This window comes from Halonotius roseus (assembly GCF_006861655.1).
Lineage (GTDB): Archaea > Halobacteriota > Halobacteria > Halobacteriales > Haloferacaceae > Halonotius > Halonotius roseus.
In genome coordinates this window covers 868,341-887,387 of sequence record NZ_SESI01000001.1, presented here as the reverse complement: position 1 = coordinate 887,387, position 19,047 = coordinate 868,341, and the positions used below count along the sequence as shown (strand labels likewise).

Here is a 19,047-nt window from a genome sequence, read left to right as displayed (position 1 = left end):
GCAGGGCTCTCAATGACGCGTCCATTAGGCTCCCAATGACGCGTCTATTATGATCTTGGCTCTTGCCTAATCTGGTGAAACAACTGTCTGAAGTGTGATATGGGCTGAGTTGGAGTGATGAATATAGAGCATGGATTCATCACGTATGCGTGTTAAAATTTATTGCTGAATCAACATTTCCACAGAAGCGCGCTCTTTGTTAGACGGAACGGACTCAAATAGGGGGTAGTAAGTAGGACTTTGGGCCTCATTTTAACGACCGATTCATTCCTTAACCGCTTCGCCTCCTTCGATTACCACCCGTTTTGCTTTAAAATAATAGTTATTGAGCCAAGACTCGATAGAATCATCGCCATACTCTCGAAGAAAGGCCTCGACAATATCATCAGGGATATTCGATTTCACGTCCTCTGGCACTTTATCTAGCTTGTGCCTGGTGAAGGTCTTCCCATCTATGGAAGGTTCGCCAGCAAAATCGGGATGCTTAGGCTTCTTATCAATCACCTGATGCTCCGTCTCCCCTACGGGTGTGACAAGAGTACGTTTAACTACGTGGTTTCGCAGTTCAGATAAAACTCGCATCAACGGATCCGATTTCATCTCCGATTGCGCTCCGCTATACCAGTCATCAAAGTTCTCTTCTCCACTGTGTTCCTTCTGCAGTGCAAACGTAACTGATCTGCAAGCTGATAGAGTTGCACTCATATAATACAAGAACTCCTCGCCTTCCGAGTTCAATGCATTCTGTCTGAAGAAATTGGCTTCCCTGAGTTTGATTTTCGTCCGTTCCATTGAGTTATCATTTCTTATTGAGAGTCGGGGGTGAATAAAATCACTGTGCAGAATGAAGAGGTCAACCCTTCTTGGATCACTCGTAGCCGTACTGCAAGATTCGCGCTGTGCATCTTGCACTGCACCTCCTGAAAGAAATCGGATGAGGCTGTTTCATTATCTTCGGTAAGAGCCATGATCTTATCCAGACGCGAGGAGCCGTGTGCTTAACTTAGTGGTTCACAAATGGGATATATGTACGACAGACGGCGAGTACTACAGCTCAGCGGGGTCGCATTAGCCGGAAGCGTGGCCGGCTGTAGCGGGTCAGGATCGGAGGGAAGCGAGCCCTCGGCCGGAAACGGGGAGGAGACACTCGTTGAGATGACCGACGACCTCAAATTCGAGCCGCGCGAGGTGACGATCAGTGTTGGCGATACGGTCGTCTGGGAGACGACCGGCGCGGTCGCCCACAGCGCGACCGCCTACGAGGCCGACATTCCCGACGGCGCGGCCTACTTCGCCTCCGGCGGGTTCGAGACCGAAGCCGCCGCCCGCGAAGCGTATCCGGACGGCGGGAGTGTCGCGGCGGGCGAGACCTACAGCCACACCTTCGAGACGGCCGGGGAGTTTCCCTACTTCTGTATTCCACACGAGACCGGAATGGTCGGCACCGTCATCGTCGAGGGCTAGGAGAGATACCGTTTCAGCCCGTCGGCGAGCGAGACGGTTGGTTCGTAGCCCAACAGCGTTTCGGCCTTTTGAATGTCGGCGACGCTATCGCGGATATCCCCCTGCCGCGGGTCAACGTGGCTCACTTCGGCCGACGGTGCGATCCGGTCGCGGATCGTCTCGGCGACATCGTTGATCGTCGTCGCGACCCCGGTTCCGATGTTGAACGCCTCACCCGTCGCCTCGGTGGTGGCTGCCAGCAGGTTCGCCTGCACCACATCGTCGATGTTGACGAAGTCCCGCGTCTGGGTTCCCGCTCCCTGTACGGTTAGTGGGCCGCCATCGCGGGCCTGCTCGGTGAACGCGGTGATGGCCCCGGCGTAATCACCGCCGGACTGGCGTGGCCCATACACGTTGAAATACCGCAACGCGACCGTTGGGAGATCGTACAGATCGGCATACAGTCGACAGTAATGATCACCCGAGAGTTTCTCCAGTCCGTACGGCGAGGTGGGCTCTTTGGGGTCGGTCTCGCTGACCGGCAGCGACTCCGGCACGCCGTAGATCGCCGCACTGGATGCGAAGACCACGCGGGCGTTCTCGCGGCGGGCGGCTTCGAGAACCGCGAGCGTCCCATCGACGTTGACCGCATGGCTCGTCGTCGGATCGTCGACTGATTTGGCGACACTGACAATCGCCCCCTGATGGAACACGATGTCGACGCCGTCGATGGCGGTCGCAAGCGTCGACTCGTCGCGGATATCCCCCTCGATGATCGTCGCCTCGTCGGGGCAGTTCGACCGGTCGCCGCCGGTGAAGCTATCGAGGATGCGAACCTCGTTGGCCGGACAGAGCGCGTCGGCGATGTGGCTGCCGATGAATCCCGCTCCACCGGTTATCAGAACGCGTTTATTAGTAACAGTCGGCGTCATGATGAATTCTTGTGAGCCGATAGTAAATAGTCGCTGGTCGAACCGACAGCGGCACTATCGTGGGGCGTACCATGGGGCACGGGCGAACTGGACGAGGAAGATGACACCCACGGCAACCGTGGCGAGGAAGGCAACAAGCAGTTCGGAGGTGACTGTCAGCCGGGAGAAGAAATCAGTAAAGCCGACGAAATCGTCGTATGGGTAGGCTGGCAGCAACGGCCACAGGAGGAACGTGAACTCCTCGGGTCGCCAGTAGTAGAACGCGACGTAGCTGTCGCCGAGCAGATGGCTGGCGTAGCCGAACCCGAAGGCCAACCCGACCCCGGGATGGCTCCGATACCACGCGACCGCCAGCACGACCACCGAGAGCGGCACCGCTACCACCAGCGAATGGGCCAGTGAGCGACCCGAGGGAAGGATACTGAACCACCACGCAAGCGGTTTGTCGACGAAATCCGGAAGCTGGGTGCCGACGATGACGGCAAGCAACTCGGCCCGTGTGAGGCGTCGACCGAGGAGGACGGCGACCAAAACCAAGAAGAGATAGCCGACGGCGGCGTGGATCCACGGGAACATTACCACATTATCATATGCGGTGTGTGGTCTTGAACCCAGTGCTGTCGGCGCAGCAGTGGGATTATAGGCTCTGGCTGAATACCTCTCCAGTGATGACGACCCCACGCCAACGGCAGTTTCTGTTCGGACAAATCGGCTGGATGCTCGGTGCCGTTGGCATCCTGGCGAGCGTCGACTCGCTGACGATCGAATACGCGTTCGTCGTCTCGTTTGTCGGGCTTGCGGTGGTGACCGCACTCACCGAACCGCTTCACGCCACCGTCGACTGGCGGCGGCGACTCCGCTGGCCGCTGGTCGCCGGGGCACTCGTGTTTGTTGTTTTGGTCGGGGTACGGACAGCCGAGAAGCTTATCGGCTCGATGTAGGCTCGGCGGTGATGACCAGCCGCTCGTCTTGGCGGGCCGTCTCGACAGCAACCGGCGTGTCGAGCCCCTGGGCGAGGCCGACACCGATAACTGACGCGATGGGGTGATCGAACAGCTCCGTGCTTTCGATCCGGCTGCCGATAACAGTCACCGTCACCAGCTCCTCGTCCGTCGTCGCCGTGAGTCGGGTGGCCAGTTCGAGTTCGTTGATCAGCACGTCGAACAGCACCGAGAGCAGGTCGTCAACCGCCCCCTCCAGCGTCACATCGTCACCGGTCGCCAGCAGTCGCTGGCCGACGGCGTCGAACTCGCGGTCGTCGACGACGAGCGTGACGCCGTCGGCGTCGGGGACGTACTGGTGGCCCTCCGCCGTGCCCTGTTTGCGGTCAGCTACCGAGCTCGCGCGTCGGGCGTTGGCTGCCATCGTGGTATAAATGTCGTTCGTAACCGCCGCAGAAAGCGTCGACTCGCTCATCACGAACTGGAGCAACAGCGCGACAAACAGTGCCGTCCCGCCCCAGATGAAAAGCAGTGTCTCAAACTCGGGAACCGCGAGCCCGCCGACGACGAGACCGACTCCGAGAACGCCGAACACCGGTGCCGGGTTTCGGGAACCGAACCGGGTACGGAGACGACTGCCAGCCGCGATCTCACTACTCACGGCTGGTCACCATAGTCACGAACATTGTCATACCCCTGTGGAGTCGGGCCGCCCGTTTAGCTGTTTTCGTCGTCGTTCAGCCGTTTCATGCTCGGGTGGCGGTTCAATACCTGCATCATCACCGCCGCGATACAGAGCAACAGCCCCACGACCGCAAACAGAATCGATGGGACCAGTCGAACCGGGTCGACAATCCCTGTCGCAGCGGACTGCCCGATCAACAACACCGTGAGCATGACCCCGAACAGCGTGATAAGCCCACCAGGAACCCCAAGGATGAGCAGCGGTCGACCGTATTCGACCGCCCAGAAGATGTTGCGGAGGAGGTCGAGTCCGTGAGAGACCGATCCCTGTGAACTGGCGTTTTCAACGTCGTAGGAGATCGTCGTTTCGACCTCCGAAACGCTGAGGCGGTTCCGATGGGCGTGGTAGAGGATGTCCGTGCTCGCACCCATGTTATCACCGATCAGTCGGTCGCCCGCCAGCGATCGGGTCGCATACAGGCTGTAGCACCGGTAGCCGCTCTGGGTATCATGGATAAATCCACTTGGCCGGAGTTTCCCGAGGCTGGCGTTTGTGAGACCGTTGATCACTGCCAGCCCCACCGACCGGACGAACGGGATCTTCGTTTTTCGCTTGCCGACATACCGGCTTCCGATAACGACGTCGACATCGTTGCGGGTCTGTGTTTCGACGAGTGTGGGAATGTCTGCCGGATCGTGTTGCCCGTCGGCGTCGATGACGACCAGATGGGCGGCCTCCCGACCGGCGGCCTCGCGGAACAGGGTTTTGAGCGCTCCGCCGTACCCCCGGTTGCGCTCGTGGACGACGACTGTCGCGCCAGCCGCCTGCGCGCGGTTTGCCGTCTCGTCGCCGCTCCCGTCGTCGACGACGATGACCTCGTCGGCGTAGGCGGCCGCGCGGTCGACCACCGTGCCGATGCTGTCAGCGGCGTTGTACGCTGGAATTCCGACGACGACTCTCGGGCTGTCGGTCGCCTGCTCCCAGTACTCGGGGATGGCAATGATGTCGTAGTCGGCCTGCTCGAAGGCGGCGGCCGTCCGGTCGTAATCGATACGCGGACAGTCACGCGTCTGTAGGATGATCCCGGTCGCTCCGTGTTCTCTGGCGGCTTGGGATAGTGCTCGGTGGAGATCGTTCTGGGAGGCCCTTCTCGACAGTGGCGAGATGAGGGTCGCACCGAGATCCGCGACCGCCTCCAGGACATCTTCGTCCTGCAGACGCGAGATCACGAAGACCGGGTGGCCGCGCTTGCGAGCCCGCAGTACGGTGCGACACGCAGCGTCCTCGTTTGCCGCTGTGAGAACGATACCGATACCGACGCCCTGTAGTCGACGCGTAGCCGGTGTCGGGCTCGTTTCGCTGCTGGTAAGCAGTAAGACGGTCTCGGTTCTGGCTGTCACAGCTATCGGTATCGGCTTTCCCTCTGGGCCGATCCACTCGACCCGTGTTGGCGTGTCGCCGTTGGTTGCTGCTGGCGAAACGCTGTCGATGGTCGGTTCCGGGAGTTCTCCCTCGGTCGAACCCGTGAGATGGTACTCGAAGGCCGTTGGTTTCTCGGGGTCGACGACCGACTCGATCGTTATGGCTCCATCAGTGTAGCCCGATCCGGAATCGGGATCACCGACATGTAACGTGTGTTCCGACGAGACGTTATCGGTGAGTGACAGTTTGACCGGGTTGCTTGCGGCTGAACGCACCGAAAGCCGCACCAGTTGATCGTCCTCACTGATCTTAGTAACGGATTTCGTTACCTCAAGGTTTGTACTCCGGAGCTGTGCTATGTTGGTTTCCAATATATATCCCCGTTGAACCCACTTGCGGTGGTCTACGTATCTAATGCACTCGCTGGTATTTAAACATATGCGGAGTTAGAATCAATTGTTCTCCGTCAAGTCGCACTTTTTGACAATATTTGTCAAGATAGTCTGGTCTGTCTCCGAGTGTGGGGAGGGGTGTCTACCTCGGTTCAACAGTGATCCAGACGTGGGCCTGCCGGAGTGCTGAGTTTGATCCGTTTCGGTAGAGCCGATAGGTCAGCCGAAGTCGTTCACCGGCCATCGATGGCTGAACGGTGTGTCGAGTGACTGTCGTTTCGCCAGCGGGGACTCGGATATCGATCCGGTCGAGTTCCTGTGATTCGCTGACGGTGACCGTCTCCCCGTCGACGGTGACGCGTTCAAGTCGTGTGACCACACGGCCATCAAACGGTGATCGGCTTGTCCCGACCCCGATTCCGGTGGTGATCGAGTCACCAACTGTCACGTTCGATGGATAGCTCCCCGCAGTTAGCTCGCCCGAGTCGTCCTGTCCAAGAATATACAACTCGACAACAGAACCGCTTTCGGTCGACTCGTCGGCCACGACACCGACCGCCCCCGCAGCAGCGAGGATCACAACAAGCGTCAGTACGACACTGACCGCACTCTCGCCGAAGACGACCGTTCGGGTATACGACCGGATGCTATCGAGATCGAAGCCTGCCTGGTCGGCTGTCGGGAGCTGTCGACGCCGATACCACGCAATGGTCGTCGCCACGAGCGCAAACACTGACAGCCCTGCCAGGATGGCTGTCCGCTCGAACCCCCAAACGGTGAAATCAAGCAGCCCACCGACAACGGCAATGGCAATACCACTCCCAGCGACGCTTCCGCCAAGCCGACCCAGCCACGAAGGGCCAGTCTCGGAATCCGGTGTCAGCTCCCCGCTCCGCGGGAATACTGCCGAAACGAGCGCGTATCCTGGTACAAGCAGTACGAACGGGAGACCGATGACGATAGCGAGAACACGCAGCTCACCCAACGGAGTAACCACGACACCGACCATCAGCGCGATGCTCGTGACGACGGCCAGCAGGTCTGCGGCCAACACTCGACCATCCATTACTCCAGGAATCGGCATATTGTTTACTCTAGACGAGACCACTAAAAATAGGTATGGTCTCCGAATATCTCCTGTGGTCGAACATATGCGATGGCGGCGCGTCACCGACCCCTGCTGAGGCTTGATGCCGAGCGATCCACGAAGTCGGGTCGGGGCTCGATAGAGACAACACAGTGGAGTGTACTTCTCTATGCCAGCCACTATCGTTGCAGTCGAAACACAGGAGAACGACAGGTGCGAAAGCGGTTAGATGATATATTTTGGTCGTAGAAAGGAATATATGGGTTCTGCCCAAACACAGAGGCATGACAGCGCAGAGTCGTGATGACGATCCTCCTCCATTCGAGCAACCGTTCGCAAATGAAGATACCAAACAACGCGTATACGGAGCGATCCTCCAGGCCAGAGAACCGACGACGGTCGCCGAGATCGCCGCCCGAGCGGATTGTTCCGAGGAGTCGGCACGGACACACTTAGCGTTCTATGCCGACCTCGGAATCGTTATTCGACACGAGGGGCGGCCAGTGATGTATGAACGCAACGACGAGTATTTCCAATGGCGGCGAGTGAACGAACTGGCTCGGAAGAATTCCGTTGAGGAGCTACAAACACGGGTCTCGGAACTCACTGATCGCATTGAGGAGTACCGAGCTGAGTACGATGCTGACTCACCCGCGATGGTCGATGTCCTCGAATTTGACGCATCACGCGTCGACAACGTGTACACCGACCTCAGTGACTGGGCAACCGCACTCGAAGAACGGGAGTTGCATGAGCGCGCACGACGAAAAGCTGCCAGCTCTACGGCGTCTTCAGTTAGTTGAGGATGGTTCCGGTAGACGACGGCGCGAGCCCTGCGCCGATAGATCGGTCAGTATTAGAACGAATCCAGTCGCGGCTTGCCAGCCCTCGGCTTGTCGAATCAGCTGATCTCGTTACGGATGGAAAACTCCATCTTCGAATTGTATTGTCTGGCGGGTATTATCCGAGTGACGTGGCAGCACGATTGGAGATTCGCTGGTATCGGAACGATGATTTCAATATACAGTATCGGGAGCAAAGACAGGAAGAGACGTGGACGTGTCGCTGGGATCGACATCCAAACCCCCACAATTTGCGGGATCACTTTCATCCACCACCAGCCGCCAGTCAGGCTAACGCGCAAGATGAGCAGTGGCCAGAAGATCATCGAGACGTATGCCAGCTAACGCTTGATTACATCGAAGATCGAATCGAGACGTTGTGGGACGAGTAAATCTGAAACTAACGGGGATAGTTCGCCGGAAAACTGAATGCTCGGTATGGGATTTGAACCCATGTCCTCGGCTCGAAAGGCCAAGATGATTGGCCGGACTACACCAACCGAGCGCGGCATATCGAGCCACGCCGCGGCCATACATAAACCTCATCAATCACGCCCGGGGTGTGTATCGATTACATACCGACGGTCGTCGCCAACGCAGCTCAGCAATCGGCCGGCGATCAGTCGACGCGCTCGGCGAACGCGAAGGTCGGTTTCACGTCCGTGATCCGCGCCTCGACCGTCTCGCCGGTCGTCGCTCCCGAGACAAAGACAGTGAACCCCTCGATCTCGGCGATGCCGTCGCCTTCCTCGCCGGTATCAACGATCTCGACCTCACGGGTGTCGCCGACGCCCACGGGCGCGGTCAGGCGGTGTTTCCCGACGAGGTAGACCTCCGAGGAGCTATCCCGCGATGCTTCGGGGTTCATCGTCCGGACGTACTGGAAGGCCTCCTCGATCTCCTCTCGAAGCGCGTCGAGGTCTTGGCCCTGAAACACCTTTGCCACGAAATCGCCGTCGGTCGCTAAGATCTCCTCGGCGACCGCGAACGCCTGCCGGGCGAGATGCACCGACCGGGCGTGATCGAGATCGTACTCGCCGGTCATGTTCGGGGCCATATCCGAGATCACGAGATCAGCGCCCGCCTCGCCGATCTCTTCGGTGAGCCGGTCTTTCGTTCGCTCCTCGGTCATATCGCCTTTGATCGTCTCGATGTTGTCGTGTTCCAGCTCCCGAATGCGCTGGAAGTCGACGCCGACGACGGTACCGGTCTCGCCGACCTCCTCGGCGGCGACCTGGAGCCAGCCACCGGGCGCGGCCCCGAGGTCGACGACCCGATCCCCGTGGCTCAAGAGGTCAGCCTCCCGATCGAGCTGTTTGAGCTTGTAGGCCGCCCGCGTGCGGTAGCCCTCCTGTTTGGCGCGGTTGTAGTATTCGTCTTTGCGCGTCACGGCTGCCACCTCGCTGCTGTGTCACGCGCCGGCGTGACCGATTCGAGTGCGTCCATACCTGCATCACAACAGCCACGCTCAAAGACATGCCGCACTCGACTTTTCGTTGGCATTTATGGGTCTCACACCCGTGTAGGTGGTAGAAGCATGAAAACCCTCCACCGTGTCGTCATCGACGACGCCCGCGGGCTCGACGGCCTCGATGACAACAGCGTCGAGCTTGTCGTCACCTCCCCGCCGTACCCGATGATCGAGATGTGGGACGAGCTCTTTGCCGACCTCGATCCGGCGATCGGCGACCACCTCGACGACGGCGACGGCGAGGCCGCCTTCGAGGGCATGCACGCGGTGCTCGACGAGGTGTGGGCGTCGATCGACCGCGTGTTGGTCGACGGCGGCATCGCCTGTATCAACGTTGGCGATGCGACCCGATCGCTGGACGGGGGGTTTCGGATCTACCAGAACCACGCCCGGATCATCGACGCCCTCACCGACCTCGGCTTCGAGCCCCTCCCCGAGATCGTCTGGCGCAAGCCGGCCAACTCCGCGGCGAAGTTCATGGGCAGCGGGATGGTGCCGCCCAACGCCTACGTCACGCTGGAACACGAGTACATCCTCCCGTTTCGGGCCGGCGACCGCCGATCGTTCGAGCCCAACGCCGACCGCCGGTACAACGCCGCCTACTTCTGGGAGGAGCGCAACCGCTGGTTTTCGGATCTGTGGACTGACCTTCGCGGCACGCTCCAATCGCTCGACAACGACGACCTCAGAGATCGCTCCGGCGCGTTCCCCTTTGGCCTTCCCTACCGGCTGATCAACATGTTCAGCGTCTACGGCGACACCGTCTGCGACCCGTTTTTTGGCACCGGAACAACCGGGCTGGCGGCGGCGGTCGCCGGGCGCAACTCCGTCGGATACGAGCTCGACCCCGCCTTCGCGTCGGTCTTCGAGGAACGAATCGAGGACGTTCCGGCCCTTTCGCGCCGGGTGATCGGCGATCGACTGGCCGCCCACCGGGAGTTCGTCGCCGACGAACGGGCGGCCGGCGAGACGTTCGACTACGAGGCCGCCCACTACGACACGCCGGTTCGAACCAGCCAAGAGCAGTCGATCCGGCTGTACGCCGCCGACCGCGTCGACCCGACCGACGACGGCTACCAGGTGACACACACGCCGTTCGATGAGACGGACGACTAATCCGCGACTAATCCGGCGTCCCAGCCGTCGTCGGCCACCGACAGCCCCGGAGCCGCCCCTCGTGGGGCTCGATCTCGAAGCCACAGGCCCGGTAGAACGGTCGAACGCGCTCGTCGAATACGGCGGTCAGCGGTCGCGGTGCGACCCGATCGGCCGCCGCATCGACGAGCTGTCGGCCGATCCCGCGGTCGCGTCGCCGCCGCCGGACGGCGATGGCGGTGATCCGCGCCGGCTCGGGGTTATCGACCCCTTCGTTGTCGTCGACCCTGCTGCTGCTGGCTGGTGCGAGATCGACGGCGACCGCGCCGACCGGCCGTTCGTCGATCGTACCCAGCAGCACGAACCCAGCCGTGGCGTCGAGCTGTCGACGCAGCCGATCGGGGTCGGTTTCCAACAGCCCGGCGTCGAACAGCCGAACGACAGCAAGGTGATCGTCGGGGCCGGCACGGCGGAGTGCTACCTCTACCGACATCTACCCGTTCCGTTCCAGCTCCAACAGCAGGCTGTCGACGGTCGGGCGATCGCCGGGTGCGTCGCCGACGTAGGAGTACACCAGCCGTGGTTCCTCGCCGCGGCGATCGATGATCACCACAAGCGGCATCCGGCCGATCAGATCGTGGAGCTTGCCGAGAACCCCGAACCGGACGGGCTGGCCGAAGCGGTCGGCGGTTGTGCTGTCGGGGTCGGCCAACACGGGAAACGGGAGGTCGTACTCGGTGGCCCACTCAGCAGCACGGGGTTTTGATTCCGGTAGCACCGAGACGACGACCGCGCCGTGCTGGCGAAACTCCTCGTAGCGGGCGGCGATCTCGCTGGCCTGTGTCTGGCAGTTGTTACAGTGAAAATCGCGGTGAAACAGGAGGACGACAAAGTCGGCATCGACCTGGTCGACCCGGAGCGGATCGGGGCCGGGCCCCCCGTTCGGGAGCTCGATAGAGAGATCGGTCGGCGTCGAGTACATACCGGTCGTAGCGAGCGATAGAGTAAAAATACTCCCGTCGCAGCGCGCGGTCGGTGGGTTTCGTCTCAACCGCCCTTGATCAGCCGGACGGCCGCCGTCTCAGCCACCCTTGATCAGCCGGACGACCCGCACGGATTTGGCCCCAACCGGCTGGTCTTCGGGCACCGGGCTGCCATCGACGAGCACCGACACCGCCTGTGGGCTGTAGTCGATCGCCGCCAGCAGGTCGGCGTAGGTTGCCGTCTCGTCGACGCTCACCTCGTGGGTGGCCTCGTTGACGACCTCGACGGTCACATCCATACCCCGGCTACAGCCGTCGACTCATAAAGCGTGTCGGCTCCAGCACAGACCTGTTGTTGTCGACGCCACTGGTACTGTTCTGTCAGCCCAATATAATGATGGTCGACACGTTTTGAATTATGTCAATATGTGCTTACATCCGGCTATAACGACGTAGTTGGGCCGAAGCTATTTGATGATTGACTGTGTATAACTGGTACAATGCTTTTTGATTTGTTGGCTGGCCTACACTCCTGGCTGCGACCGGGCGATGCCGGGGGTTCCGCCGCCCGCACCGACGGCGGGCAGGTCGCCGGGACAACGACGGCCGACGGGGTTGACGAGGCAACGACGATCGACCCGGTGGTCGACGACGGTGATGACGGCCACGACACCGAGGGCGACGCGCACGACACCGGGAGCAACGAGAACGACGCCGGCAGCGATGGGCACGACGCCGGCGGCGAATTCGATATGCGGGGCCAGGTACTGTTGAGCGGGATCCCACAGGCTGCCTTCGTGATCGACACCGAGGGGGCGATCCGGGCGTGGAACCACGACATGACGGCACTCACCGGCGTCGACGCCGAGGAGGCACGCGGGCGCGACGACATCGGGATGCTCCTCTACGATTCGACCGACGACACGATGATCGAGAAGGTGCTTGCCGAGCCGACGACGGCCGACGAGGCCTACGGGCTGACCGTCGAGGACGAGTCGCGGCACCTCTACGCCAAAGAGGATCGGATCGCCGACCACAGCGGCAACGTCGAGCGGTACGCCAAGGTGACGGTGATGCCGGTCTACGACGACGGCGAGTTGGTCGGTGCCGTCGAGATGGTACAGGATCTCACCGAGGAGCGTCGCCAACAGGAGGCGACCGAGGCACTGGTCGATGAGGTGTCGGGGACGCTGCAGGCGTTGACTGCCGGGGAGCTCGGTGCGCGTGCCGCCTTCGACGACACCGAGTTCGTCGACGACCGGCTGCTCGGCGTCGTCGAGGATGTCAACGGGATGGCTGACAATCTCCAAGACGTGGTCAGACAGGTCGACCAGCAGGCAAGCCGGCTTGCGGACTCCGTCGAGCGCGCGGTCAGTGCCGCCGACGGGATCGCCACGAACGTCGACGATCAGAACGAACTCCTCGCAGAGAGCGTCGATGAGATGCAGACGTTCTCGGCGAGCATGGAGGAGGTCGCCGCCACCGCCGAACAGGTCGACACCGCGGCCGAAACGGCCCGCGAGGCCTCCAACGAGGGGCTTTCCGCCTCCGAGGACGCCCACACCGCTGCCACCGAGGTCACCGAGTTGGGCGAGGAACTCGTCGACTCGGTCACCGATCTCGGCGAGCGGATGGACGATATCGAAAACGTCGTCGAGGTCATCTCCGATGTGGCCGAACAGACCAACCTTCTGGCGTTGAACGCCAACATCGAGGCCGCCCGTGCCGGCGAGGCCGGCGACGGGTTCGAGGTCGTCGCCGACGAGGTCAAAAACCTCGCCGACGAGACGCGACAACACACCGAGGAGATCACGAAAAGCATCAACGATCTCCAGTCGCAGGCCGACTCAACGATCACCGCCGCCGAGGAGAGCCACCAGCAGATCGACACAGCGGGCGACCAGATCGACGACGTGTTGACCGCCTTCGAGGATATCGCGGCCGCCGTCGATCAGGCCGCCGACGGGATCGCCGAGGTCTCGCGGGCGACCGACGACCAGGCTGCGACCGTCGAAGAGCTGACATCGACGCTTGAGGAGGCCCGCGATCACGCCTCCGAAACCGACACCGCTGCCGAGAACATCGTTGCGGCGACCGACGAGCAGACCGACGCGATCGCCGAACTGGAGGATCGCGTCCACCGGCTCCGAACCACGTAGGCTGCGCGATCGCTGTCGCTGTCGACTCCGTCTCGGGGTGTTTATCAGCCTCCCGGCCGCCACCCAAGGTATGAGCGATGGCGACGCCGCGGGGACGGCCGGTCGGGAGATCTGGATCGAGAAATACCGCCCGCAGACCCTCGACGAGATCAAAGGCCAAGACGACATCGTCGAACGCCTCCAGAGCTATATCGACCAGCGCGATCTGCCGCACCTACTGTTTTCGGGCGGCGCGGGCATCGGCAAAACGACCGCCGCGACCGCCATCGCCCGGCAGGTCTACGGCGACGACTGGCAGGGCAACTTCCTCGAACTCAACGCCTCCGACCAGCGCGGGATCGACGTGGTGCGCGACCGGATCAAAAACTTCGCGCGCGCGTCCTTCGGCGGCTACGACTACCGGATAATATTTCTTGACGAAGCAGACAGTCTCACGTCTGACGCCCAGTCAGCACTCCGCCGCACGATGGAGCAGTTCTCCGACAACACCCGCTTCATCCTCTCCTGTAACTACTCCTCGAAGATCATCGACCCGATCCAGTCGCGCTGTGCCGTCTTCCGGTTTTCGCCGCTGTCGGACGACGCGATCGCCGCACAGGTCGACGAGATCGCCGCCGCCGAGGACATCGAGATCACTGACGACGGCCGGGAAGCCCTGATCTACGCGGCGGGTGGCGACATGCGCCGGGCGATCAACAGCCTCCAGGCCGCGGCGACGACGGGCGAACTCGTCGACGAGGAGGCCGTCTACATGATCACCTCAACTGCTCGACCGGAAGAGATCGAGGCGATGGTGACCGACGCGATCAACGGCGATTTCGCCAAGGCGCGGGCGATGCTGGACACCCTCCTGACCGATACCGGCATGGCCGGCGGTGATATCATCGACCAGCTACACCGGTCGGTGTGGGATCTCGGGATCGACGAGCGGGCGGCCGTCCGGCTGATGGAGCGGATCGGCGAGGCCGACTACCGGATTACGGAGGGCGCGAACGAGCAGGTGCAGCTTGAGGCGTTGTTGGCGTCGCTCGCGTTGGACGAGAACTGAGCCAGACCAACGGTCACAATGAGTGCCGAGTTGTTTGATCCTATTCTTCGGTGACTGGAATGGAGACGCTGTTGGTTTCAGAGCTGCTGGCATCGTCCTCGGCTACCGGTTGGCCGCCGTCCGGCAGGAGTTTCTTTTTCCCGCAGCAGCCGCAGCTCGGTGTCAGCGCGCCGGCGAGATAGCCGGCCGCGCCGCCAAAGCCGCCGCCGATACCGGCTCCGACCGGGCCAGCTTTGCCACCGAGCGAGGCTCCGATTGAGGCCCCGATTGACGCCGCCGTTGTCGATTTCTTGTCTGATGAGAGCATACACCGGTTGTATGGGTGTGTCGACAATGAATATTGTGACCGGATCGCATACGGCGGTGCCGGCGGCCGAGGCGCAACCGTCTTTTCAGTGTCGGGCGTGGTTGTCGATGGCCGATGACGACACCACCGCTCCGAGGTGGGGTGGCTCCCGCCGGTGACGAGCCCTATGAGTGCCGAGGCCGACTTTTGGCGACGGACACGGATTTATCAACGGTGCCGAACAACCATACAGCATGGCCGCTGAAATCTCCGACCGGGTTCGAGCAATCGCGGAGGCTCGCGGACTTCCCGAGTCCGAAGTATTTGAGCGCGCGCTCGAACGCGGGCTCGACGATCTGTGGGACGATCTGGTGCTCGCCCAATACCTCGACGGCGAACTCGACCGCGAGGAAGCCATCGACCGAGTCGGCCGGACGAAGGTCGAGCGTGCTGAACGGGAGCGAGAGATCGTTGAGGAGGATGTAGACTGGGAGTTGCAACATGGTGACGAAGGGAGCGAACGATTGACCGAAACGGCCGATCCGATGGAGTTTGCTGGCTCCTGTCCTAGCCTCAGTGAGTCCCTCGACGACGCACAACTTTGATTTCGACGCCGTTGACTGCTGGCTATCGTGTTTTACGATGGTGTCCGCTTGCGGTGGATCACGACGAATGATGACTATCGATCAAGAAACCGACCAACGGTTCCCGAGGTCGATAACGACCATGCCCAGTTTGTAGCGAGTAGACTATTCGTACTCTCATACCCGGATCAGACAGGGCGGCTTACTCCATCGACAGCCAACCCTACCGGACGGAACCGACGCATAACAATATCGGTACAGGCTGTGCGACGACCATGGCATATCAGGTAGCCTGTAGCCAGGAGGACAGTTTCATGATCAAATCCGAGGACGAACAGGAGGTTATGCAGCACGTCAAGGAACACGCCGCGGAGAAACACGATCTGACGTTGAGCGACAGCGAGGCGCGCGATATGATCGAGCAGGTCTCCTGATACGGTTTGCTGTAGGAAGTTACCGTTCGACCGCCGCCCGGTGGGCGGTCGAGGCGGTAACCGTCTACAGTAAACTGTATGAAACACGCTTCCTCTCCCAGTGCGTGTTTCGTGCCCACCAGACCACAATCGCACCGTGACTCTCAGCCATAACTGATTTGTTGCTATGACTACCGCCTGTAGATATGCTGCCCTCCATGCTGCTACAGTTTGAACTGGCCCTCATCGGCTTCGTCTTCTCGGTACTCACCTTCGTGGTACAGATCGCCCTTGTCATCTGGACGTACAATGATGCGACCGACAACAGCAGTCACTCGGCGATCCTGTGGGCACTTGTGGTGCTGTTTGCCCCGCTGATCGGGGTGGTGCTCTACCTGCTGCTCGGCCGCGATCAACGCTGAGGTAGTATGACTGTCGACGATTGCCTCGGTGGCTGTCGACTAGCCGGTGCTTTGGCGGCCGTGGTGGCAACTCCAACGATCTAGCTGTCGATGTGTTATTCGTCAGTTGTCGAACCATCGGCGACAAAAAATATGAGTTATCAGTGCGGAGCACGACAGCCAACGTAGCGGCGGTAGATCCACCCATGTCCGGCAAATACGACCTCGTGATCGTTGGCGGCGGCATCAGCGGCGCGTCGCTGCTGTACACGACCGCGAAGTTCACCGACATCGACTCAATCGCACTGATCGAGAAAGAGCCCGAACTCGGCGCGATCAACTCCCACCACACCAACAACTCCCAGACGCTGCACTTCGGCGACATCGAGACCAACTACACGCTCGAAAAAGCCGAGGAAGTCAAGGAGGGCGCGGAGATGCTCGCGGGCTACCTCGAACACCACGACGGCGACCGCGAGATGCACTCCAAACGCAGCAAAATGGTACTGGCGGTCGGCGACGAGGAAGTGCCCAAACTCGAATCCCGCTACCACGAGGAAGGCTTCGGCGAGCTGTTCCCGAAGCTCCGCCCCATCGAGCGTGAAGAGATCGCAGATATCGAACCAAAGGTCGTTGAGGGGCGCGATCCCAACAAGGATCTGCTGGCCCTCCAGACGCCCGACGGCTACGTCGTCGACTACGGCGAGACGACGAAGTCGTTTGTCGAGCAAGCGAAGGAAGAAGCCAACGTCGATGTCTACACCGGAACGAAGGTTACCGACATCACCCCGACGCTCGACGGCCACACCATCGCCACCGATTCGGGTCGCTTCGACGCCGACGCCACTGTCGTCGCCGCCGGCTCCCACAGCCTCCAGATCGCCAAGGAGCTCGGCTACGGCGAGGATATGTCGCTGCTCCCGGTCGCGGGCAGCTTCTTCATCGCCGACGACCAGCTGTTGAACGGCAAGGTCTACACCCTCCAGATGAAGAAACTCCCCTTCGCCGCCGTTCACGGTGACGCGGAGGTACACGACGACTCCATCACGCGGTTTGGACCAACGGCGAAGGTCGTCCCCGGGCTCGAACGCGGCCGACTCTCATCGGTACCGGACTTCTTCGATGTGTTCGGCTTCACACCTGAGGCGTTTCTCAGCTACGCCAACATCATGGCCGACCGGATTCTCCTCCCCTTTGTCCTCGAAAACCTCCTTTACGATCTCCCTGTCATCGGTCGCAGGCAGTTCCTTCCGGACGTGCAGAAGGTCGTCCCGAGCGTCGAACTGGAGGACATCGAGCGCGCAAAGGGGTACGGCGGCATTCGCCCGCAGATCGTCGACACGAAGAACAAATCGCTGGATATGGGCGAGGCGAAGATCGTCGGCGACGACATCATCTTCAACATCACGCCTTCGCCGGGCGCGTCGACCTGTCTGAAAAACGCGATGCGGGATACTCACACCCTGCTGGAGTCCCTGGAGGGCGACTACGAGTTCGACGAGGAGGCCTTCCGCGAGGCGACGATCGGCCACTTCCCGCGAGTCGATGATGACGACACCATCGAGGTCGACGCCGTCGAATCGGCGGCCGCTGACGACGACTGATCAGCTTGTAGCCAGCGAACCAATCTCGATTAGGCGTCAGCAGTGTCGTACGTCGATGCCGATTCACCGAGCGGGAGGTCGACTTCTATCGCATCGTACCACGTGGTCGGACGCTTTGAGCGACCCTCCGCTTCGAGATCAATGAGTCCGAGTTCTTCAAGTGCGGTGAGATTGCGGTGAACTTGCCGGACATCCCGATCAACCATCCGGGCGGTTTCACGGATACTCGATGGTTCCTCGCGGACGATTGTTCGGAGTAGTTCGAGGTTTGTCGGTCGTGTGACTCGGTGAAGATCTTCGATGTCGTGATAGATGATCTCGAACACTGGATCCGGCGTCTCGCCTCGGTCGAGCGCGTCGAGTGCTTCGGTGAGGCGGTCGTCGTCTCCGCTCCGGTAGCGGATGTGCAGTACGCGGTCAGCGTGTGCGTCGTCTGTGGACTCAGTTCCAGTCTTCGTCATAGTCTTCGATCACCTCGGTTTTGAACGCCGCAAACAGCGGCCGTAGTCCGGTGAAGTCGACAGCTTTGACGGTTCCATCGGGCAGATGCTTGTGATGAATCGCCGCATTCGGGTGGTCGGGGAAGTTGTCGTATCGGATGATCGTCCCGTCGTCGGTCGCGGTTCTTGTCTCATCCTTGGTTCCATACTGGAAACTGTATTTCACGCCATCCGGATAGCGATCCGAGACAGGTACCCTCCACGCCCGAGCGTGGGCGTACGTCTCACCGAACTCCTCACGACGGTCGATAACCAATATCGCACCGTCGTCTCCTGCCATCGACTGTTGGTATGTCCTCCAACAACATAACCGTTGTTACGATTAACAACGGTGGAGTCGCTGTATCCTCGCCAGCACTGGTGGATCCTGTCTCGCCTACTCGTCGTCTGCGAGATTTGCTTCGACCTTGTCGGCGTACTTTTCGAGATCGGCCGCGATCGTTCGGGCCTGCTCCGGCGTTAGCCGAACCCGATCAGCATGGGCTGTCAGGTGTTCCAGTTCGGCGTTGTCGAGTTCCATCTCTAGTTTGACGTGATCGGGGTTCTTCCGCGGCGCGGTCGCGTTGACGACGGCGTAGGCCGATTCGGTGAACTCGTGGGCCTCGGCTTCGCCCTCAAGCAGATCCAGCGTCGTGTAGGCGTTGACTGATAGCAGTCGGTCGGACATGGCCGTCGATAGGCGGGGCTGGCTCTTGAGGCTTTGTTCAGCGACAACGGTGCAATCGCCGTTTTGGTCTTCATAATTTCTTTGTTCGCTCC

General features: G+C 60.8%; 23 protein-coding genes, 1 tRNA gene and 1 pseudogene. 10 read left to right on the top strand and 15 right to left on the bottom strand.

Translation table 11 applies throughout. The features are described from left to right. Positions 1-264: 264 nt before the first annotated feature. Positions 265-912, bottom strand: coding sequence for a hypothetical protein (locus EWF95_RS04720; protein WP_142442893.1), 648 nt, complete (start codon positions 910-912; stop codon positions 265-267). A gap of 243 nt (positions 913-1,155) precedes the next feature. Between EWF95_RS04720 and EWF95_RS04715 the strand changes: the two genes are divergently transcribed. Further along, positions 1,156-1,464 carry a cupredoxin domain-containing protein gene (locus tag EWF95_RS04715; protein ID WP_321167581.1) on the top strand — a complete coding sequence of 103 codons (309 nt, stop codon included), beginning with the start codon at positions 1,156-1,158 and terminating at the stop codon, positions 1,462-1,464. Here the strand turns inward: EWF95_RS04715 and EWF95_RS04710 are convergent. Next, positions 1,461-2,375, bottom strand: a complete 915-nt coding sequence (locus EWF95_RS04710) for an NAD-dependent epimerase/dehydratase family protein (RefSeq protein ID WP_142442891.1) — start codon at positions 2,373-2,375, stop codon at positions 1,461-1,463. The genes EWF95_RS04715 and EWF95_RS04710 overlap by 4 nt on opposite strands. A gap of 54 nt (positions 2,376-2,429) precedes the next feature. Next, on the bottom strand, positions 2,430-2,951 hold the full coding sequence (locus EWF95_RS04705) for a metal-dependent hydrolase (protein WP_142442890.1): 522 nt from the start codon (positions 2,949-2,951) through the stop codon (positions 2,430-2,432). Positions 2,952-3,043: 92 nt separating this feature from the next. Here EWF95_RS04705 and EWF95_RS04700 point away from each other — a divergent pair, with 92 nt between their 5' ends. Continuing rightward, a complete protein-coding gene (locus EWF95_RS04700) occupies positions 3,044-3,316 on the top strand; it encodes a hypothetical protein (protein WP_142442889.1) in 273 nt (90 codons plus the stop codon). On the opposite strand, the gene EWF95_RS04695 is transcribed toward EWF95_RS04700, so the two are convergent. From EWF95_RS04695 to EWF95_RS04685, 3 genes are all read right to left on the bottom strand, one after another. Further along, on the bottom strand, positions 3,300-3,977 hold the full coding sequence (locus EWF95_RS04695) for a hypothetical protein (RefSeq protein ID WP_246055625.1): 678 nt from the start codon (positions 3,975-3,977) through the stop codon (positions 3,300-3,302). The genes EWF95_RS04700 and EWF95_RS04695 overlap by 17 nt on opposite strands. A gap of 56 nt (positions 3,978-4,033) precedes the next feature. Continuing rightward, positions 4,034-5,794 carry a glycosyltransferase family 2 protein gene (locus EWF95_RS04690; protein ID WP_185911692.1) on the bottom strand — a complete coding sequence of 587 codons (1,761 nt, stop codon included), beginning with the start codon at positions 5,792-5,794 and terminating at the stop codon, positions 4,034-4,036. Positions 5,795-5,957: 163 nt separating this feature from the next. Beyond that, entirely contained in the window at positions 5,958-6,881 is a 924-nt protein-coding gene (locus tag EWF95_RS04685) for a DUF1616 domain-containing protein (RefSeq protein WP_246055624.1), read from the bottom strand. Between the two features lie 305 nt (positions 6,882-7,186). Here EWF95_RS04685 and EWF95_RS04680 point away from each other — a divergent pair, with 305 nt between their 5' ends. After that, entirely contained in the window at positions 7,187-7,705 is a 519-nt protein-coding gene (locus EWF95_RS04680) for a DUF7342 family protein (protein ID WP_142442887.1), read from the top strand. Between the two features lie 469 nt (positions 7,706-8,174). Here the strand turns inward: EWF95_RS04680 and EWF95_RS04670 are convergent. Continuing rightward, a tRNA-Glu gene (locus EWF95_RS04670) sits at positions 8,175-8,249 on the bottom strand. A gap of 114 nt (positions 8,250-8,363) precedes the next feature. Further along, complete coding sequence (locus EWF95_RS04665) at positions 8,364-9,134, bottom strand: 23S rRNA (uridine(2552)-2'-O)-methyltransferase (RefSeq protein ID WP_142442885.1); 771 nt, start codon at positions 9,132-9,134, stop codon at positions 8,364-8,366. 147 nt (positions 9,135-9,281) lie between these two features. Here EWF95_RS04665 and EWF95_RS04660 point away from each other — a divergent pair, with 147 nt between their 5' ends. After that, on the top strand, positions 9,282-10,331 hold the full coding sequence (locus EWF95_RS04660) for a DNA-methyltransferase (protein WP_142442884.1): 1,050 nt from the start codon (positions 9,282-9,284) through the stop codon (positions 10,329-10,331). 7 nt (positions 10,332-10,338) lie between these two features. On the opposite strand, the gene EWF95_RS04655 is transcribed toward EWF95_RS04660, so the two are convergent. From EWF95_RS04655 to samp2, 3 genes are all read right to left on the bottom strand, one after another. Next, a complete protein-coding gene (locus EWF95_RS04655; protein ID WP_142442883.1) occupies positions 10,339-10,803 on the bottom strand; it encodes a GNAT family N-acetyltransferase in 465 nt (154 codons plus the stop codon). After that, positions 10,804-11,292 (bottom strand): peroxiredoxin family protein, encoded by a 489-nt coding sequence (locus EWF95_RS04650; protein WP_142442882.1) that lies wholly within the window; start codon positions 11,290-11,292, stop codon positions 10,804-10,806. 99 nt (positions 11,293-11,391) lie between these two features. Then, complete coding sequence (gene samp2 / locus EWF95_RS04645) at positions 11,392-11,592, bottom strand: ubiquitin-like small modifier protein SAMP2 (protein ID WP_142442881.1); 201 nt, start codon at positions 11,590-11,592, stop codon at positions 11,392-11,394. Positions 11,593-11,793: 201 nt separating this feature from the next. Here samp2 and EWF95_RS04640 point away from each other — a divergent pair, with 201 nt between their 5' ends. Together EWF95_RS04640 and EWF95_RS04635 are read left to right on the top strand one after the other, a co-directional pair. After that, positions 11,794-13,452 carry a methyl-accepting chemotaxis protein gene (locus EWF95_RS04640; protein WP_142442880.1) on the top strand — a complete coding sequence of 553 codons (1,659 nt, stop codon included), beginning with the start codon at positions 11,794-11,796 and terminating at the stop codon, positions 13,450-13,452. A 70-nt stretch (positions 13,453-13,522) separates the two neighbouring features. Further along, positions 13,523-14,500 carry a replication factor C small subunit gene (locus tag EWF95_RS04635; protein ID WP_142442879.1) on the top strand — a complete coding sequence of 326 codons (978 nt, stop codon included), beginning with the start codon at positions 13,523-13,525 and terminating at the stop codon, positions 14,498-14,500. A 40-nt stretch (positions 14,501-14,540) separates the two neighbouring features. Here the strand turns inward: EWF95_RS04635 and EWF95_RS04630 are convergent, their stop codons facing one another. Then, entirely contained in the window at positions 14,541-14,807 is a 267-nt protein-coding gene (locus EWF95_RS04630) for a hypothetical protein (protein WP_142442878.1), read from the bottom strand. A gap of 233 nt (positions 14,808-15,040) precedes the next feature. Here EWF95_RS04630 and EWF95_RS04625 point away from each other — a divergent pair. The 4 genes and pseudogenes from EWF95_RS04625 to EWF95_RS04610 form a co-directional block, all read left to right on the top strand. Next, positions 15,041-15,283 (top strand): annotated as a pseudogene (locus tag EWF95_RS04625) (hypothetical protein); the annotation flags it as partial. Positions 15,284-15,684: 401 nt separating this feature from the next. Next, positions 15,685-15,804 (top strand): DUF1059 domain-containing protein, encoded by a 120-nt coding sequence (locus EWF95_RS04620; RefSeq protein WP_142442877.1) that lies wholly within the window; start codon positions 15,685-15,687, stop codon positions 15,802-15,804. Positions 15,805-15,989: 185 nt separating this feature from the next. Then, positions 15,990-16,205: a PLDc N-terminal domain-containing protein gene (locus EWF95_RS04615; protein ID WP_142442876.1), complete on the top strand. Its 216-nt coding sequence runs from the start codon at positions 15,990-15,992 to the stop codon at positions 16,203-16,205. 185 nt (positions 16,206-16,390) lie between these two features. After that, complete coding sequence (locus tag EWF95_RS04610) at positions 16,391-17,788, top strand: FAD-dependent oxidoreductase (RefSeq protein WP_142442875.1); 1,398 nt, start codon at positions 16,391-16,393, stop codon at positions 17,786-17,788. Positions 17,789-17,817: 29 nt separating this feature from the next. On the opposite strand, the gene EWF95_RS04605 is transcribed toward EWF95_RS04610, so the two are convergent. From EWF95_RS04605 to EWF95_RS04595, 3 genes are all read right to left on the bottom strand, one after another. Beyond that, positions 17,818-18,249, bottom strand: a complete 432-nt coding sequence (locus tag EWF95_RS04605; protein WP_142442874.1) for an HVO_A0114 family putative DNA-binding protein — start codon at positions 18,247-18,249, stop codon at positions 17,818-17,820. After that, complete coding sequence (locus EWF95_RS04600; protein ID WP_142442873.1) at positions 18,230-18,568, bottom strand: toxin-antitoxin system TumE family protein; 339 nt, start codon at positions 18,566-18,568, stop codon at positions 18,230-18,232. The genes EWF95_RS04605 and EWF95_RS04600 overlap by 20 nt, the downstream gene beginning before the upstream one ends. Before the next feature lie 96 nt (positions 18,569-18,664). Further along, entirely contained in the window at positions 18,665-18,955 is a 291-nt protein-coding gene (locus EWF95_RS04595; protein WP_142442872.1) for a DUF6360 family protein, read from the bottom strand. Positions 18,956-19,047: the final 92 nt, after the last annotated feature.

Bases quoted from the DNA above. Each gene is read 5' to 3' on its own strand.
- EWF95_RS04715 (WP_321167581.1), top strand. From the start codon at position 1,156: ATGACCGACGACCTCAAATTCGAGCCGCGCGAGGTGACGATCAGTGTT.
- EWF95_RS04710 (WP_142442891.1), bottom strand. From the start codon at position 2,375: ATGACGCCGACTGTTACTAATAAACGCGTTCTGATAACCGGTGGAGCG.
- EWF95_RS04705 (WP_142442890.1), bottom strand. From the start codon at position 2,951: ATGTTCCCGTGGATCCACGCCGCCGTCGGCTATCTCTTCTTGGTTTTG.
- EWF95_RS04700 (WP_142442889.1), top strand. From the start codon at position 3,044: ATGACGACCCCACGCCAACGGCAGTTTCTGTTCGGACAAATCGGCTGG.
- EWF95_RS04685 (WP_246055624.1), bottom strand. From the start codon at position 6,881: ATGGATGGTCGAGTGTTGGCCGCAGACCTGCTGGCCGTCGTCACGAGC.
- EWF95_RS04680 (WP_142442887.1), top strand. From the start codon at position 7,187: ATGACAGCGCAGAGTCGTGATGACGATCCTCCTCCATTCGAGCAACCG.
- EWF95_RS04660 (WP_142442884.1), top strand. From the start codon at position 9,282: ATGAAAACCCTCCACCGTGTCGTCATCGACGACGCCCGCGGGCTCGAC.
- EWF95_RS04655 (WP_142442883.1), bottom strand. From the start codon at position 10,803: ATGTCGGTAGAGGTAGCACTCCGCCGTGCCGGCCCCGACGATCACCTT.
- EWF95_RS04650 (WP_142442882.1), bottom strand. From the start codon at position 11,292: ATGTACTCGACGCCGACCGATCTCTCTATCGAGCTCCCGAACGGGGGG.
- samp2 (WP_142442881.1), bottom strand. From the start codon at position 11,592: ATGGATGTGACCGTCGAGGTCGTCAACGAGGCCACCCACGAGGTGAGC.
- EWF95_RS04640 (WP_142442880.1), top strand. From the start codon at position 11,794: ATGCTTTTTGATTTGTTGGCTGGCCTACACTCCTGGCTGCGACCGGGC.
- EWF95_RS04635 (WP_142442879.1), top strand. From the start codon at position 13,523: ATGAGCGATGGCGACGCCGCGGGGACGGCCGGTCGGGAGATCTGGATC.
- EWF95_RS04630 (WP_142442878.1), bottom strand. From the start codon at position 14,807: ATGCTCTCATCAGACAAGAAATCGACAACGGCGGCGTCAATCGGGGCC.
- EWF95_RS04620 (WP_142442877.1), top strand. From the start codon at position 15,685: ATGATCAAATCCGAGGACGAACAGGAGGTTATGCAGCACGTCAAGGAA.
- EWF95_RS04615 (WP_142442876.1), top strand. From the start codon at position 15,990: ATGCTGCCCTCCATGCTGCTACAGTTTGAACTGGCCCTCATCGGCTTC.
- EWF95_RS04610 (WP_142442875.1), top strand. From the start codon at position 16,391: ATGTCCGGCAAATACGACCTCGTGATCGTTGGCGGCGGCATCAGCGGC.
- EWF95_RS04605 (WP_142442874.1), bottom strand. From the start codon at position 18,249: ATGACGAAGACTGGAACTGAGTCCACAGACGACGCACACGCTGACCGC.
- EWF95_RS04600 (WP_142442873.1), bottom strand. From the start codon at position 18,568: ATGGCAGGAGACGACGGTGCGATATTGGTTATCGACCGTCGTGAGGAG.
- EWF95_RS04595 (WP_142442872.1), bottom strand. From the start codon at position 18,955: ATGTCCGACCGACTGCTATCAGTCAACGCCTACACGACGCTGGATCTG.